The organism is Reichenbachiella sp., assembly GCF_039941815.1.
In the GTDB taxonomy this organism is placed as follows: Bacteria; Bacteroidota; Bacteroidia; order Cytophagales; family Cyclobacteriaceae; genus Reichenbachiella.
Genome location: NZ_JBDVDW010000014.1, coordinates 157649 through 175703, shown reverse-complemented (window position 1 = coordinate 175703; position 18055 = coordinate 157649). Strand labels below are relative to the sequence as shown.

At 40.6% G+C, this 18055-nt stretch carries 11 protein-coding genes; 6 read left to right on the top strand and 5 right to left on the bottom strand.

The genetic code is table 11. The features are described 5' to 3' along the window. Window positions 1–122: 122 nt before the first annotated feature. Complete coding sequence (locus ABJF11_RS01670) at window positions 123–5159, bottom strand: C25 family cysteine peptidase (protein WP_348117532.1); 5037 nt, start codon at window positions 5157–5159, stop codon at window positions 123–125. Beyond that, window positions 5146–6231 carry a PorV/PorQ family protein gene (locus tag ABJF11_RS01665; RefSeq protein WP_348117529.1) on the bottom strand — a complete coding sequence of 362 codons (1086 nt, stop codon included), beginning with the start codon at window positions 6229–6231 and terminating at the stop codon, window positions 5146–5148. The genes ABJF11_RS01670 and ABJF11_RS01665 overlap by 14 nt, the downstream gene beginning before the upstream one ends. 437 nt (window positions 6232–6668) lie before the next feature. On the opposite strand from ABJF11_RS01665, the gene ABJF11_RS01660 reads away from it, so the two are divergent. Further along, a complete protein-coding gene (locus ABJF11_RS01660; protein ID WP_348117526.1) occupies window positions 6669–7025 on the top strand; it encodes a PadR family transcriptional regulator in 357 nt (118 codons plus the stop codon). A gap of 76 nt (window positions 7026–7101) precedes the next feature. Continuing rightward, window positions 7102–9645, top strand: a complete 2544-nt coding sequence (locus ABJF11_RS01655; RefSeq protein WP_348117524.1) for a DUF2807 domain-containing protein — start codon at window positions 7102–7104, stop codon at window positions 9643–9645. Between the two features lie 184 nt (window positions 9646–9829). Here ABJF11_RS01655 and ABJF11_RS01650 read toward each other — a convergent pair whose 3' ends face one another. Further along, entirely contained in the window at window positions 9830–10519 is a 690-nt protein-coding gene (locus ABJF11_RS01650) for a hypothetical protein (RefSeq protein ID WP_348117522.1), read from the bottom strand. Between the two features lie 219 nt (window positions 10520–10738). On the opposite strand from ABJF11_RS01650, the gene ABJF11_RS01645 reads away from it, so the two are divergent. From ABJF11_RS01645 to ABJF11_RS01635, 3 genes are read left to right on the top strand one after another with little or no spacing between them, the layout of a single operon-like run. Continuing rightward, window positions 10739–11323, top strand: coding sequence for a sigma-70 family RNA polymerase sigma factor (locus tag ABJF11_RS01645; protein ID WP_348117520.1), 585 nt, complete (start codon window positions 10739–10741; stop codon window positions 11321–11323). Beyond that, window positions 11313–12158, top strand: a complete 846-nt coding sequence (locus tag ABJF11_RS01640) for a hypothetical protein (RefSeq protein ID WP_348117518.1) — start codon at window positions 11313–11315, stop codon at window positions 12156–12158. The genes ABJF11_RS01645 and ABJF11_RS01640 overlap by 11 nt, the downstream gene beginning before the upstream one ends. Before the next feature lie 4 nt (window positions 12159–12162). Further along, window positions 12163–13266, top strand: coding sequence for a hypothetical protein (locus tag ABJF11_RS01635; protein WP_348117516.1), 1104 nt, complete (start codon window positions 12163–12165; stop codon window positions 13264–13266). A gap of 51 nt (window positions 13267–13317) precedes the next feature. On the opposite strand, the gene ABJF11_RS01630 is transcribed toward ABJF11_RS01635, so the two are convergent. Both ABJF11_RS01630 and ABJF11_RS01625 read right to left on the bottom strand, forming a co-directional pair. Beyond that, a complete protein-coding gene (locus ABJF11_RS01630) occupies window positions 13318–14268 on the bottom strand; it encodes an MlaD family protein (protein WP_348117513.1) in 951 nt (316 codons plus the stop codon). A gap of 8 nt (window positions 14269–14276) precedes the next feature. After that, window positions 14277–15062 carry an N-acetylmuramoyl-L-alanine amidase gene (locus ABJF11_RS01625; RefSeq protein ID WP_348117511.1) on the bottom strand — a complete coding sequence of 262 codons (786 nt, stop codon included), beginning with the start codon at window positions 15060–15062 and terminating at the stop codon, window positions 14277–14279. Window positions 15063–15136: 74 nt separating this feature from the next. Between ABJF11_RS01625 and ABJF11_RS01620 the strand changes: the two genes are divergently transcribed. Continuing rightward, complete coding sequence (locus tag ABJF11_RS01620) at window positions 15137–17968, top strand: putative LPS assembly protein LptD (protein ID WP_348117508.1); 2832 nt, start codon at window positions 15137–15139, stop codon at window positions 17966–17968. The last annotated feature ends 87 nt before the right edge of the window (window positions 17969–18055 follow it).

Below are 18055 nucleotides of genomic sequence, written 5' to 3'. Positions count from 1 at the left end.
TGTTTGTATCTTTTTGTACGAATACTATTTCATTTGGATTAAAATACTTGAAGTTCTCTTTGGCAAGAGTTCAAGATGTTTCAAACTCGAATTTATGCAATTTTCAGACTAAGATTCCTGACCTATCTCAGCAGGTACATCTTACCGAATCCGTTTTTGAAGCCACGGTCAGCTGAGGTTTCACGATGCTTGAAATCTTCGCCCGGATTTTTGATTAGAACCCGGTATAGATAGACGCCATTGGCCAATTGATCTCCGAAATTGTCTCGACCGTCCCACGCAAAATCTGTTCTATTGTTGCCGATATTCAAAGGCCCTAACTCATCCATAAAAATCTCTCTAACCACACGTCCCGTCACAGTCAGAATTTGAATCTTAATGTCTTCAGGAAATTCCGAGCCCGTAAGTGTGAATACAAATCTCGTACTCGATGAAAATGGATTGGGATAGGGATAAAAATTGGTAATAGTAGAAGCATTGATTACCTCGAACGTGATTTCATATGGTTTCAATCCTGAGGCATTTCCTGAGGCGTCATTCGCCAATACACGAAAACCATAATTGCCATCCTCTAATCGCTCTGGTGTGTAGACGACTTTGAAATTTTCTTCGACAGTAGCAGGTGTCCACTGTACCAGAGGATTGCTAAAAGCTATGCGCTCGAAATCACATTCCTCACAAGGCAATTTGAGATAGATGTTGATTCCCGTGGTGTCCTCCAGAAGCAAGAATGAATTTTCGTCTTTGACCTGTACCTCTATGGACGGGGTAGGAGATACTATATCTCCGTTCATGATTTGAATTCCATCGAAAGAGACATCCACCAAAGGATTCGTGTCATCGGCATTGATTTGTAGATAGTCAGAAAACCTTGCTGTGTTGTTGAATGTATACATCTCTGTGCTGAAAGTTTCATTGGCGGCCAACAGCAAATCGCTAAGGCCTTGATTTCCTATAGTAGAAAATAGAAGGTCGAATTGAGCAGAGTCTCCACTATTGAGTGCTTTTAAATTCAACGAGTCCTTTATTCGAGTTGAGGTGCTGGTATTGAGCAAATCATAGGTCACCTTGATGGAATCCTGAAAGTCCTTCTTTGAGTAATTCCAGAACGTGTATGAGTTGTTGTACGACTGTCCTTCCTGAAGTTCAACCGGATTGGAAATACCTTCCTGATTGCTGATAAGGAGAATTCCTTCTGGGGTGGTTTCATAATCTACACGCCAGGATTTTAATTGATGAGGGGTTTGCTGAACATCATCTGTGACCTCCAAATACATTCTGACATATGGGAATTCGTCGGCATCTATTGTGGAAATGTCAAATTCATCCGAGCTGGCACTTTGAAAAAGCACTTGTTCCGTTTTATCAAGCCTCACCCCATAAATTGTAAATTCTTTGGCATCCTGTGATGAATTGCTAGAAGCCTCGATTACAGCGGAGACTTGTGACCAGGATAGGGCTGGGCCAATCAGTCCGGAAGAAATATTACCAGAATCAAAACTGCCATTTACTGACTCATCGAGGTTAAGTTGCTGTTCATTTTCTGGCAGGGCAGAGCCTTGAATAATCAGTGAAGAATTTGCTGCTGCATTTTTCGACCCTAACATAATTACGGGCTCGTCATCATTGAGATTGTCAACAATGGTCCTGTTAAAGCCCAAAGTCTCCAGATCGTCTTTAAAATCATTGGTCCAGGTAGAATAATTCACCGTTCCTAATGAAAAAATCAGTACATGATCACCGTTATCCAGATTGTCAATCAGCACCTCAGGTCCATATATACTAGACATGTTACCTTCCAGGTAGTTGTATATCACTTGTGGAATCAGCCCACAAACCAAATCTTGATTTTCGTCAAATCCAGGCGTTTCAACGGCTTTAAAAGGGACAGTCGATTGTCTTTTGAGCGCCATAAAATTGATGCTATTATCTCTACAGCCTGCGTCCTTATGCGAGTTGGTTTGAAAATAATTTCTATCGTCTAGTAGCACCTCTGTGTCTGCGTAGTTGAAACTTGGGTGGTTGGAGCCGTAGTTTTGAACTTCAAGATGTAATTGTGAGGTTAGGAAATCCCAGACGCCGGTACCAGAATTCAAGGTTAGACCTTCAGTAATTGCTTCTTCAAATTGCGCAGTGTTGGTCTGGCTCCATCCTTCGTCAGAGTTACTCTCTAATATAAATGAACTGGTGACCCAATCTTCGTCTTCGGTAGGTAGTGGATCACTGAATCTGGTTCTCCAGTATATCACCTTCCCATCTGCTAGATTGCCATTTGCGGCCAGATCTATCGGGACTTTGCTGATGACATTAGAAGTCATGGTCTGGCTAAGTAAGTATGGACTTGTGAAAGTGGAGGTGGTATCAATTTGTAAATCGAAGGATCGCTTACCAACCAGTAGATTAGAAGACTGAAAATAGAAATCAATATTGGTTTCAGGTTGCAAGGATAAGTTGGCCGGAAATAGGTTGACAGTACTGCCAGAAGATAGGAATACATCCAATGAGGCCGTATTATTAGTTTCATCCATTTCATCAATGCTGCCAAAGGGATCCAGCGTAACAAAAAAGGTGTTGAGACCGGCTGGATTTCTTACATCATTGTCAATCGTGAATTTTATAGTATCCTCTCTTAATACCTGATCAAAGAGGTCCGGGCCATAGACCTGAGTGCGTCCATCAGGAAAAGTGCGTGTAATTGAAACATCGAACAATTCGTCTGAGTATATACCAAAATTACGAATATTCATTTCAATATAAAATGAATCAGCCTCAGCCAAGAGTTGATTGCCATCAAATGTACCTGCTTGTAGATAGGCTTCATTGATATCATAATCTGGCTTGTCAGGTCCAAATACCTTTATAGCAGGGTCACCTTGAAGATTGATCAACTGTACTTGCGAGATAGATGATTCTGAAGTTCCAAAAGAATTGATATATCTGATTGAAGTCTCCTTTTTGATTTCGCCCAGTGTCTTGCTTATGAAATCAGGATCTGCAAAGGCCAACTCATAAAAGAGATTGGTATATCGGCGAAGATTGGATGAAAACCCAACATGACTATGTGCCATAAAAGCGAGGGCTCCAAGATCAGGAGTCAGTACCCAATCGACTCCAAAAGATTCGGTCTCACTAAAAAAGTCCCCGGCCAGGCAGCCATTGACCATAAATACCGGATATTTCCCCTTGTTGTCATATCCAAAGGCTGGATCAGAAACGGTCCCAATTTCTATGTCGGTGACACTGCCACTAGAATGGCCAAAGAAGGTGACCATCATCACTCCGTCATTGATTTCGTCCGAGATGTTGATCAACTCTACAGCGTCATTGTTGTTTTTTGATAGCTGTGTGGATGCTCCACCTAGAAGCTGCCCATCAGCTATGGCCGCAAATCCATCAATATAAGCTCTGAACGCATTAAGCTCAATTTCTGTGTTGCCACCGCTCAAATGGACCAGATTCTTTTGCCTCAAGGAATTAAATGGTAAGGATTCCTTCTCTATGACCTTATTCAAATACGCCTCAATATGATCTGGTTCAGAGGCATTGATTCTGCCGGTGGCCAATACTCCATAGCCGGAGCCACCATCAAACCCTTCAGAGAACGGAACATCTGCACCGGGATAACCATAAGTAGGAATATAATGTCTGAAAGGGGAGGTCGCTGGATCCAATCTGTAATAATTGGCCTGAACATTTGAAGCTTTTCCAATCAAAAAAAGAAATTCCGGACTTCCATTGTCATAAGCGTACTCACAAAATCGTTTGATGGCTATAGGAGATGGGTTGCCATAATTAAACTGATTGAAAATGACATCGATATCAATGTCCAGAACAGTATGCCCTCCTCCTGCAGTAGATTCTCTGTACGCCTTGTAAGCGGCCACCTGATCTCCCTGTCCGCTGCTCGTGGTACCACGTAAACCGGAATGGCTGACCATCAGATAATTGTAATCCGTCGGATCGAACGAATTGAATTCAATCTCTTTCAATTCGAAAATGCTTTTTTGACCTGATTGTGCAAGTAGCGTTCTCTGGGTATTGGTATTATTAATAATTGCGTTAAAACTTCCACCCGTGTCGTTGAAGCCTATTTCTATCGGATCACTAGCGGCAGTGATATCATATAGGACTACATTGGATGGTGAATTTTGAACTTCAATATAAGACTTGCCTCCACTGCTAGTCTTCATAATAAATTTATCTTCTGAAGCAGAAGCCATGTCGTAAGCTTTGCTATATCTCAGTTGAATGTAGGAAATAGAGATTTGATCGGCCACACCTGATACACCATTGACATTGACTCTGACGAATAGATCTCCAGCTGCCGAGATATCAGACCATGCAATATCCTGGGAGAGTAGATAGAAGTCGTCTCCCGCAAATTCGGCCACATCGATTTCGCGAAGTGAGCCTGCGCTAGGACCGATCTGAATAGAGGCATTATGATTATTGTTGTTTCTGCCTGCAAGCATGATCTCCAGGTGAGGGTTGATGTCGTCTTGAACCTGATTTGTAAGTCCGGTAAGAGTGTGATCAATACTTTGACCTAATGAGGCCAAAGCACCTGTCCAACCTTCACCGATATCGTAAGTGGTCAACAATATGCTATTGCTTGACCCATAACTTTGACCTTCAAAGTACCCAGCGGTAAACAAGACTCTGTTTTCATCAATGTGATAATTCTCTGCAGTCAATCCATCTACATTGTTTTCGGTAAAATCATCTATTCTTTTACCCGTTTCTAGGTTGAGCTTATAAGTAAGAAAGTAAGCCGAGCTATCCGAGAAAATATTATAAAAAGTATGAGGTTGTGCTGACGGAGTTTTGAACAATGGTGTATCAGTAGTGCCATCTGCCTTTTGTCCATAAAACTCAATATAGTCGGAAGGATCAAAAATACCATCCAGCTGACCTTCCAGTTTGATAGACACTTCTTCGCCTTGATGAAAAAGCTGAATTTTACGTGGATCTACACTCCCTACCGGGAATCCATAATTGGAAAGCTCAGTGCGTGTTATTCTATAGATACCGTCTTCGGCAATGCTAAATTTGAAATATCTTTGGTTTTGATCTATCCACTCATTGCCATAAGGCTGAGCCCAGGCAGATGAGAAAGCGACAAGCCACAGAAGAACTAAATAATATCTATTTCTTGTCATTGAATCCTAGGTTAAGAGATATAACATGAGAATAGGGTGTTTCGGCTTGATCACCAATATCGGTAAGTGCGTAGTCGATACTTAGCGATTTTATCTTAACTCCTACACCAAAATTGGGCTGGTAGACTGTGGAGGTCGTTCGATCAAAGTTTTGAATTTCTTGAAATTGGCCAGCGCCAAACCTTAGAAAGAATTTGGAAATAAAGCCAGCCTCTATACCGAATCTGGGATCAACAGATACTGTACTAGACTTGATGATCGTATTTCTTTCTCCGTCTAGTGTTGTCTCCAAATCCATGGAAACAAGGAAGCTAAATTTTTCTTTGATTAGAAATGTGTAGCTGGCTCCCAGAATCGCTCGTGGCAGCGTAATTTCAATTGAATTTTCAGGAATAACGTTATTCGTTTTTGTGTAGATGTCGGCTATCAATTCTGTATTATGCGACCATGAGTTGTAGGTGCCTGTGACATCTTTTAGCATTAGTGCCAATTGTAGTCGATTGATTTTTTTGGAAATGCTGAGGTCTAAACCATAGCCCCATGCCGTTGCAAAATTGCCTGCATGACGGTAGATGATCTTGGCGTTGCCGCCTACATTCATGCCTCCGAGCCAACTGATCTTTCTGGCATATGAAAATAGAAAGGCATAATCGGATGCTGAGAAGAATTGAATATTGTCATAATTCAGTGCACCATTGGCATCATATAGAAATCGCGTATCAGGGATGTCGTCGATGCCAAATCTGATCACAGATAGCCCTAAAGTACTGACTGAATCAATTTTTGTAGCAAAAGCCAGATAGTCATAATTCGCAATGCCTGCAAAATACTGTGCGTGCATCAGGGATATATCGTATTTATATTCCAATTGTGTAAGGCCTGCAGGATTCCAATAGCCTGCTGTGACATCGCCTGCTACTGACGTAAAAGCACTTGCCATTCCTAGTGCACGAGCGTTCACACCTATCGCCAAAAACTCATTGCTGTACTTTGGTGTACTTGATTGTGCAAAGGAGTATAATGTACTGAAGCATCCAATGATGATGCTGATAATAAAAATTCTTGCAGGCATTAACATATGTATATCCACAAATCTAAATACTCTCGGTCTGCTATTCAATTATATTCTACCAGTGCATCAAATATGTCGGTTGGTACGAAAGAATGATAGTCCAGTCGGAAAGTGTTTTTCGATTTGATAATCAACATTTTTTTCATATTTATAGTTCTATTATGTAATTATTATAATAATAAATTGTAAGTAATAAAGAATATTTAGTATAACTGAATATTTTTCACCTAGTACTTGGTCTTGCAAGGTACTGTTCCGTATAGGGTAATCAAGGTCAAAAACGAATTTCAAAAAATGGGATTGAATCCAACAAATTCACCCATATCTAAACTCACTTAAATTCAAGACTATGATAATTTTAATTTTTCTTTTGTTTGCTCTAGTCTTCCATTGGATAGGGAGTTTGATAGGTTGAACGGAGGCCAAGATGATTGGATATGAAGATAGAAAACACACAAATACAGATGAGAAAGGGCATTCTCGAATTTTGCATCTTGAAAATTATTTCAAGGGGAGAGGTGTATGCCTCAGACATGCTCGAAGAACTCACGTCGGCAAAAATTATGGTAGTGGAGGGTACCTTATACCCCTTGCTCACCAGGTTGAGAAAGGCCGGCCTGGTAGATTACAAATGGGTAGAGTCCAAATCTGGTCCACCTAGGAAGTATTATACAATCACAGATTTAGGTAGCGAGTTTTTAAGTAAATTAGACGACACCTGGAAGGAACTAGTCACGTCTACTAAAAAGATCAGTTCTAAAAAATCTGTGAAAACCAAGGCGGTTAAATCATGATTGCTACAGATAAAACAAACAATAGAATTTCCAGCAGGATGCCATCCTATCTGGATCAGGAATTAAATATAAGACAATGAAGAAAAATATTAGTATCAATATTAGCGGTATTATTTTTCATATTGAAGAAGATGGATATGCTCAACTAAAGGAGTATTTAGAAACGATCAATAACTATTTTTCAAACTATGAAGACAGTGCCGAAATCATTGCGGATATCGAGAGCAGGGTGGCAGAGATATTTCTCAGTAAGCTGGACGATGGGAAGCAAATCATCAATGCAGATGATGTGCAGGCGCTCATTGATACGATGGGCACCGTAGCCGATTTTGAAGCACTAGAAGATGATGAGCCAGCGAAAACTATCGAAGAGGAGAAGCAGGAAAAAGAACAGCAAAAGTCGGCCAAAAAAGAAAAAGCTGAATCTGATGCTGCCAATGATATTGGGAAGCAAAAATTGCATCGCGATGAGAAAAGAAAGGTTATTGGAGGAGTAGCCGCTGGTATAGCCTATTATTTCAGCATTGATCCCTTATGGATCCGGCTCATTGCAGTGTTGTTATTACTCAATATATTCTTTAGCTTTTTGAGTGGGGCAGTTTTCATTGTCTACATCTTGCTATGGATTGTGATTCCTGGTTCCTCAACATTAGGTGATGATGAGGAAGTCAAAAAGATGTTTCGTGATCCGGACAGTCAGGTCCTTGGGGGTGTCGCAAGTGGTATAGCAGCCTATTTTGGTACTGATGTTACACTTATCAGACTGCTATTCGTAGTTTCCATTTTTCTTGGTGGTACCGGTCTGATTATTTATATCATTCTTTGGATGATTACGCCTGTGGCTAAGTCATTAACAGACAAAATGCAAATGCAGGGTGAACCAGTCACTTTATCTAATATAGAGCAGAATGTAAAGCGCAGCCTCAATCAAAAAGACGGTGAGGAGAGTTCATTAGCCAAAGTATTACTGTTTCCTTTTCGATTGATTGCAGCATTATTTGGAGCGTTAGCCGGCTTACTGGGCCCCTTTTCCAGAGTATTAGTGGATATCGTGAGAATTTTTGCTGGCATTATTACTACCATGGTTGGTGTCCTAGGCATGATGAGCTTGTTTGTAACCGCTGGTGTATTGATGGGGCTATTTACTGGCTTTGGAGATATGATTAGTGCATCAGTCTTGCCAGTCGGAATTATGGCTGAGAGTGTATCAGGCTTTACGTTTCTGGCAATATTTCTCACCCTTTTTATTCCATTTTTAGTCATATGCCTTTTGGGGATTTCGATTGTTACCAAGCGCATGGTGCTTCGCGCACCGCTTGGATGGTCAGTATTTGGTATCTGGGTTATCTGCCTGATTAGCCTGTCAGTGGCAATACCTGGTGTAGTTGGTGAATTTAGAAATGATGGTTCCTTCAGAGAAACCAGAACCTTCGCCATGAATGCAGAAGAGCCAATTATTCTATCTCTTGATTACGTCAATTTTGCCAGCATAGAAGCTACCAGCTTAAAACTGCGAGGGCATAAAGACTCAGTTCTAATGTTGGATATGAGATATGAGTCCCATGGTCGTACACGACAAGATGCAGAGAGAAACGCTCAAATGATTGATTATCAGGTACGTCAACGCAATAATGAATTGATTTTCGACTCTAATTTTTCTTTTAAGGACAGGTCAAAATATCGTGCACAGCAGCTGAATATGACTTTGTATTTTCCATACAATAAAGTATTTATAATGGATGAGGACATGACTGAAATCCTAGAACAGACGCTCACTCGAAATGGATACAAGAGCTGGCAGGTGACCAAAACTAATGAGTGGATGTTTACAGAAGACGGACTGGATTGCATTACCTGTACAAAGAGATTTAGTAAGAGGGGTGGCGGACTATTGGATAGATCCGATCGAGCCAAAATAAAGGATAAGGCTAAAAATAAAATCAAATATAAGGGCTCAGGAATGGGAGTTTATGATGACGAGCCAATGGCCTTTGATATCAAAGATTTTAATGAAATCGAAGTGAGAGGCATTTACAATGTTTACCTCACACAAGGTGAAGTGTACAAAATAGAAGTGAAAGGAAAAGACAGGTACAAAAAAGAGGTGCTTATCAAAAAGTACGGCGATGTACTGGAAATCGATATGTCAGGAAAAAAATGGGATATGTTTAAAGATCTGGATGATGATTTTAGACTGGATGTACATATCACCCTGCCTGAATTACAGAAATTGAGTAGCAAGGGGTTGAGCTATTTTGAAGTTGAAAACTTCCGGGTGGACAATTTGGAAATAGAATTGTCGGGAGCTTCATCAGCTGAGATCAACGTCGAAGCAAGAGAATTACAAATTTACCTCAATGGTGCCAGCTCTATGGATTTGGCTGGAGAAGCAGAGTATTTGGATGCGGATCTATCCGGTGCATCTACCCTTAAAGCTTATGCTATGGAAGCTAGTACGGCAGAAGTATCCGCTTCCGGTGCGTCTAACGCTCGCGTAAACGCCCAAAGCCGCCTATCGGTGGATGCTTCTGGACTAAGTACAATCAGATATCGAGGCGATGCAAAAATCAACATCATAAATGAAGATGAACTGAGTACTGTAAAGCGCTCAGGTAGTTAGCTCTATTAAGATTTCACATTTCAAGTTTATAGTCTAACCCTGGCCACGTGTGGTCAGGGTTATTTGTTTAGTGCTCGTTGATTACAGGACTCGACCATTTCTTATATTCGGATTGATGCCAAAGGCCTCAATGAATGATCTAGATCTGTAGTCTACTACTTCAAAGTGTGTTCTGAAATTTTAATTAAGCAAGACTGAGGTTTTTTATCAATGGTGCTCTATAATCAAGAATCTCCTTTTTGGATTTCTTTAAGTATTTGTCCGCATACTTCAGGAGGAGATTGGACTGCTTCGTAATCTTGGCAAAACTCGACATGGCTTCCTGCTCGGTGCCAAATTTGATCAACTCTATAAATTTGACTGAATTCCCAGACTCATATTTAGATTTTGAATGAAATCTATCCACTACCTTCTGATATTTACTAGTTTCATTTTTGAACTCCGTCAATTTTTCAGAGGCCTCTGGATGATTGATGAGTTTGCTCCAACTAAGGAATAACAGCGCATCTATTACTCCCTGGTTAGCTTTTTTTACTAAGTCATGATAGTGTTTGCTGGCTTTATACAATTCATAATGCAACTTTCTTTCTGTTACAAGGTTTGCATAGGCTCCGTCATTCTCTTCCAGATATGTGGATGCTATCTTCTTTACTCTCTCAGGCTTTTCCTTTAGTTTCTTTTTGAGCAAATCTATTCGATGACCAATTTCTTCAATTTGAGACTCTGTCTCGTCCACCTTTTGAACTAATTTCCTATCACCTCCAAGTAGGCCAGAGAGATACTTTTCCTTCCATCCCAATTTGGAATCAAGCGACGAAGCCGTGTTGGATAGACGACCCTGTTCCTCAGATAGGTTCTTAACTTCACTTTCCATATCAGAAAACTCTTGATTAAGATCCGTAATTGACGCTTGGAGTTTTTGGGGTATAGTAGCTTCAAAGCTCATAAGATATGTGGCATGATTGTGTAAATCGAATAGTTAATAGATCCAACGCTTTGGTTTTTCACAAAGCTCTGCGGAAAATTGATAAATTTATCCGGTAGATGCAACCTCCGAACAAAGATTCGCATCTACCCCATGAATTCATAACCAATGGTTCTAAAACTAGGTCAAAAAATTACTGAATCTGAGCTGATCAGCCTGTGCAAACGGAAAGAGAGGCAGGCCCAAAAGATGCTCTATGAGCAGCAATCGCCTGTTATGCTGACTGTCTGTAGAAGGTATATCAGTGATTTGGATATGGCTGAGGAACTGATGATTAATGGGTTTCTCAAAGTCTTTGAAAAAATCGAGCAGTTTAAAGCTGAGGGAAGTTTTCAAGGATGGATCAGACGAATCATGGTTACGACCTGCTTAGAATGGATTAGAAAAAATAGGCAGTTGTATAAAGAAGTGGACTTAGATGATATCAATCCAGTAGTTGATTTTCAAACAGCGGATAAAAACCTGGAAGCCGAAGACTTGTTGCAAATGATTAGAGAGCTGCCTCAGGGATATCAAACCATCTTCAATCTATACGCCATAGAGGGGTATAGTCACAAGGAGATAGCAGAGCAATTGGGACTTTCGGTGAATACATCTAAGTCACAATTGAGCAGAGCAAGGGTACTGCTACAGAAAAAGCTTGCGGAGCATGAACGGATTACAGAATCTAAAAAAAGAGATAATGGAAGCTAGAGAGACGGATAAATTATTTAGAGATAAGTTGAAGCAAATGGGTTCAACTCCAAATGAAGATAGTTGGGCTGCATTGGAATCAAAGCTGGATCAAAAAAAGGCAACTCCGTGGTTTAGTGTCTGGCGTGTGGCAGCCATGGGGCTGATTTTGCTGGCTTCTGCTGCCGTGATTTACTATGGAAATAGAGACCAGACTCTGCCAAAATCTCAGATTGCACAAATTAAAGAAAAACCCTCTGAGTCTATCCAACCAAGCAATACGATCATTCCGGAAACTGGAGTAGAAGAGAAAAAAGCAATCGAGATAATGGATACACAAGAACGCTCTCAATATAAGGTGCCGACGAACAAACACACTAAAGATCAAAATAAAACAAAGCAGGAGAGAAGCAAGTCGGAAAATACACATGCCAGACCTGAAAATCCAGCTAAGGAGGTGCACAGTGAAGCAATTGAAGATACCAATCAAATGAGTCATACTGAGCAGTTGATAGCTCAATCAATTGATGATACAGATGACCATACAAATGATCAAGAAACGTCGTTGGTAGCATCAACTGAGGAGACCGATGGAGAGACTTCAATCTCAGAGAAGAAATATAAACCCATACGAATCACTTATAAACGTGGGAATAATAAAATCAATTCATCAGAAAAAATGATTGCAGAGCAAAAGGCAGACTCGACTGATGGAGGAAAGCTAAAGGAATTCTTTGCACAAACTCGAGAAATCAAACCTGGGGATTTCTGGGCTGATATTAGAGAGGCTAAAGACAACCTTTTTCAAAGAAAAGAGAACTCAAAAAAGAACAACGTCAAAAACTTAAATAAATAATACAATGAGACAATTAGGACTAATCATTTTCGCTTTGTGCGCGATCAGTCTGGCCTCTTTGGCCAATGATCCAGTGAAAGAAGATACTGTGGTAATAGAATTTGGTGAACGCAGCAAAATGGTAATATATGCGGAAACCGAACAGGATCTAAAAGACCTCTCCGCATATGATATAAACGCTATGATAGGAGAGATTAATGCCAATCTCGATTCCGCTTCAGCGGGTAGTGACGAGGTAAGTATTGAAGATAAAAAAGGGACAAGATATTTGAAGGAAAACACCAATTCCGATGATAATACGGGAAGTCTGAGCTACTATGGCGACGATAGGTATAGTGACGAAGATAGAGACCGCTATCTACGCAGAAATAAAAGATATGACTATGGAAGCAGACATGATGACTATGACGACGATGATTATGTGATTGTCACAAGAGATCGATCCAGAAGTAGAGGGACCTACGGCACCTTTGAGCTTGAGATTGGAATGAATAATTGGTTGGAAAATGGCTCATTTCCAGACAATGGCAACGCGGCCTATGCGGTAAAACCATGGGGATCATGGTATCTGGGAGTTGGTGGAGTTTATCATACGGCGATAGCTGGCCCTTTGAAATTGAAGTGGGGCGGTAATATGACCTGGTACAATTGGAAAATGGAAGACACGTCAGTACGAATCACCAAAACGGATGCAGCTACGACTTTCGTGCCTGATCCAACCATCGATGGAAAGAAGAGCAAACTCGCTGCTACCTATATCAACGCCATGGTGGTACCAATGCTGGAATTCAACTCACGACGTAGAACGTCAAGCCGAAATCACGGTTTCAACTGGACAAAGTACCGCCAAAAAGGCTTTAGGATTGGAGCAGGTGTCTACGCTGGATACCGGATTGATAGCTGGACCAAAATCAAATATTCTGTGAATGGAGATAATAAAAAGGATAAAGAGAAAGGCAATTACTACCTAAACAATTTCAGATATGGAATCAGAGGGCAGGTAGGCTTTAGAGGGATGGATTTGTTTTTCAACTATGATCTCAATGACGTATTCGCTACAGATCGAGGACCAGAACTTCAGGCCATTAGTTTCGGGTTTATCCTGTAGTTAATAATATGAAATGCTTGAGATAGAGTCTATTAGCAAAAAGTCAACTAACTATTCGGCTGAAGCAGCCTTGGCTCTATCTCTTTCAATTTTCTTTTTAGACTTTCCCAGAGGCGCTAAAAAATGTTTAGGGTTTTCATTGAAATGAATCAATAAGCGATCTAAATCCTGTATTGTTTGGTTGAGATTATTATACAAGCTGTCTTCTTTCATCAATTTCCCCATCGAGCCCTTGCCAGCATTAATATCTTCTATTACTATGTTTAATTCGCTCAACGTAGCGTTTAGTGAGGCAACTGCACTATCTAAGGGAAGACCCTTCACCATTGTCAATGTAGAATCCGCATTTAAAAGAATTGGTTCAAGCAAATCTACCTTAGAGTTCACATTGGCAAGCAGAGTATTTACCCCATCAAGAGACTCTTTTACTTTTACATTGTTCTGCACAATAAATTTATTAACACTCCTTAGTGTCACATTGAGAGCTTGAATCGTACGTTTGATATCTTCGCCAGCTCCCTCCATTCCCAGCAGAATTTCATTTATTCTTCTGATGGTTACCGTTAGATTTGCTGTGATTGGCTGAGCGCTTTCAAATAGAGCCTGCAGACCTTTATCAATGTCCGAAATTAGAGTGTCCCCACTTTGGATTGGCCGGGACAAGTCTCCAATATTCAATAGTATGGCTTTGCTGCCAAGAAAGTCACTATTGACCAGCTCAGCTACTGTAGAATCGCCAAGAACCACATTTTCGTCCACATCCATCTCTACGATGATTTGGTTATTTTTCTCCTGAAGAATACCAATCGAGCTTACTCGGCCCACTGCAAATCCATTGACAATTACCGGGTTGGATACATTTAACCCATCAATGTTTTTGTACAGCACATAGTATTTATTGGTAGGAGAGAAGAAGTCTTTTCCTTTTAGGTAATTGAATCCGAGATAGAGGATAGCTCCTGAAATGATGGCGAACAAGCCTACTTTTATTTCTTTGCTCACTTTGAGGTTTAGTTTTTAGATTCTATTTCGGTTTTATAATCTCGGAATGCCCGATAGATTCCGGAAGCAATATAGGTTTGTTGCAATTTATCATTTAATTCTTTTTCCTCCTTAGGATTGCTCAAAAATCCAGTTTCGACTAAGATACTGGGCATGGCCGAACTCCACAATAAATATAGGCTGGATTGTTTAACTCCGCGACTCTTTCTACCCACTCTATTCTTAAACTGGTCTTCCACATTCGTGGCCAGTAGGATACTTTGCTCTTGATAAACGGATTGAGTAAGAGAAAATAGAATATAGGACTCAGGCGAGTTAGGGTCGAATCCCTGATACGTTTCCTCATAGTTATCTTCCAAAAGAATCACTGAGTTTTCCCGTTTGGCCACTTCAAAGTTCTTATCAAAATTTTTCAAACCCATGACGTAAGTTTCTGTGCCATGGACCTGGTCACTCCAGGGTGCGTTATTGCAATGAATAGAAATAAATAAATCTGCGCCGTTTTTGTTGGCCAGATCAGACCGTTCGAAGAGGGTGGGAAAACTATCGTCCTGACGAGTATAGATAATCTCTACGTCAGGCATATATTTTTCAATAATTTTTCCGGTTTCCAGAGCGATGCTCAGCGCAATATCCTTTTCTTTAGAATACGCACCGTTGGTGCCCGGATCTTTACCTCCGTGACCCGCATCGATCACAATTTTCCTAACCGTAAAATCCTTGAGACCTGTATAATTAAAGGAGCTAAAGATAAACAGAATCGAAAAAAATGATATTGCAAGAATATTTTTCATCCAGATACGCTAGTTTAAATTATAATGGCAATATTTTTGTACAAAAATGTGAAATTTTCCCGTAACTGAAAACCTTGACGCGCATTATCAAGAACGTAGTCCTTTTTATTTTTCTCATTTCCGTTAGGTTTTCAGCTTTTGGTCAGGATCTTACTCTAGATTCCGCCTTGCTATCGCAGCAATTGCCACAACTGATAGACTCATTAGGAATTCGAGATTCGCTTGTCAATCACCCGGAATTGATCCCGATAATAGTGGATTCTGCTCAGCAGATCCTCGGTAAAAAACCGGATTTAGCAGACAGCCTTACAGAAACCGTGCCGACCAACGCCCCTCAACGCCCCAGAGGAGATATTGAAACTACGATTGAGTACAAAGCCAGAGATTCAATATTTTTTGATCTGAATAATCAAATGATGTATCTCTACGGTGATTCCAGAATTGACTATGGTGAGATCAGCCTCTCTGCAGAGCGAACCTCGCTAGATTGGGTAGAGAACTCTATTCAGGCAAATTATGTGCTTGATACAGCCGGAAATAAAATAGGGAAACCTGTATTCAGCGAAAAGCAGGATGTATACGAAACCGATGATATCAAATATAATTTCAAGTCAAAAAAAGCACTAATCAATGGAGTAATCACTGAGCAGGATGGTGCGTTTATGCATGGCGAAAGAGTGAAGAAAAATGAAAAGAACGAGATGTTTATTCGCGGCGCCAAATACACTACTTGCAATCATGCTTATCCACATTTCTATATCAAATCAAGTAAGCTAAAGGTGATCCCGAACAACAAGGTAGTATCTGGGCCATTCAATCTATACTTTGGCGAAATACCGACACCTATTGGTTTTCCATTCGGGATGTTTCCTCAACCAAAAGAAAAGGCTTCCGGTATAATTTTCCCCTCCTATGGAGAAGACCAATCCAGAGGGTTTTTCATGCGGAATGGAGGATATTATTTTGATATCAACGACTACATTGATTTGAAATTGACAGGTGATATTTTTACAAATGGCAGTTATGGAATGCAAAGTGTCTCAACCTACAAAAAGAGATATGCGTTCTCAGGAAATTTCAATCTCAGATACAACAAGACGAATAGCACTCAATTTGAAGACGATTCTTTTTCGAAAGATTTTTGGTTGAACTGGGCTCATAGCCCTCAGTCGGTAGGTTCCTCAAGGTTTTCGGCCTCTGTATCTGCCGGTACATCCACCTATACAGCTAATGCAAATAATGTAGGCTACGATTATCAACAAAGTGTAAACGCACAGTTCAATTCTAATATCTCGTATTCGAAGACTTTTCAAGGCACACCGTTTAATCTTAGCCTGAACGCACGACATAGCCAAAACATCAGTACAGAAATAGTGAATTTGACCTTGCCAGAGTTGAGTTTCAACATGAATAGGATCTATCCTTTCAAAAACATAGCCGGGTCAAATGGAGTGCTCGGCAAGTTGGGATTCTCTTACAATCTGGTTTCTAAAAATGAGCTGTCCAATGCAGCCGTGAGCAGTCCAAGTTTTGATGTGGTAAATAGAAGTGCCCTCGATGACAGCCTAATAGGTTTTAGTTCAGATAATCTTGCCCAGTTATTTGATAGAGCTAAGCTAGGAGCCAGGCATAGTATTCCCATTGCAACATCATTTAATCTGCTAAAGTATCTGACGGTGAGTCCTAGCTTCAATTATACAGAAGTCTGGTACCCTAAGGAGCTTCAATATACCTATGATAAGGATCTCAACGGGGTCAGGGTAGATACACTTCGTCAGTTTTCTCGAGCTGGTTGGTACAGTACAGGAGCATCAATGTCCACCCGTTTTTATGGAATGTATAATTTTGGTGGTGGCAAGGTGAAGGCGATCCGTCATGTGATCACTCCAAGTATTGGGTTTAGCTATAGTCCTAATTTTGGTGACCCTTCCAGAGGGACGTATAGTGAGGTGACTGTAGACGAGGATGGCAATACCCAGCTACTATCCAAGTACCAGGGATTTGCCTACGGCGGGCCAACTCTTGGAGAAAGCGCAAGCCTTTCTTTTTCAATGAATCACAATATTGAAATGAAAGTGAAGGCCAAAAATGACTCGATCGAAGAGTATAAAAAAGTAAAGATATTTGATAACCTCTCAATGTCCAGTGGGTACAACTTCCTGGCTGATTCATTCAATGTAAGTAATATCAACTGGAATGCAAGAACCAGCTTGTTTAACCAAATGGTGAGTCTAAACATGAGCGGGACCATTGACCCGTATGTATATATTCTGGACAGTATAGGGTCTAGTAATCAAGAAGTATATCAGCGTAGAATCAATCGATTGGCATGGAATGCCGGACAAGGACTTGGGAGACTTACGCGCGGCAATGTAGCCATTGGACTCAATTTGAAACCCAAAGGCAGCCAGTCAAAAGAAGGCGGACGGGATCAAGGGACTGGAATGAACCCCAATCATATCAATAATTCGGATCCGGATAATCCATTCTTGCCAGGGCAGGAAGAAAATCAAGTGGCAGGAAATGTTAACCAGTTTATTTCCAGAGATCCCAACCAGTATGTGCCCTTTGATGTGCCCTGGGCCCTCAATATCAACTATGCGTTCAACTATACAAAAAACGGGTTTGATGATGCAGTGATTACACAGACTTTAAACTTCAACGGAAACCTAAGTATCACTGATAAAACCAGGATTGGTTTCAACTCTGGGTATGATATAAAAAACAAAGAATTTACAGTCACCCGTCTCAACGTAGGTCGAGATCTGCACTGTTGGACACTCAATTTCAACTGGGTGCCATTCGGCAATCGACAGTCCTATTTTGTTGAAATCCGTGTCAACTCTCAACTGCTTAAGGATTTGAAATTAGACAAGAAAAGCCGCTCCACCTACACCAGTTTTTAGTCTGATCACTTTTTGCAATTTGCTTATAGAAAAGAGATATGAACTTCTCCAGGTTTGTGCCGTATTCGATTTAGATTTGCACGCCTA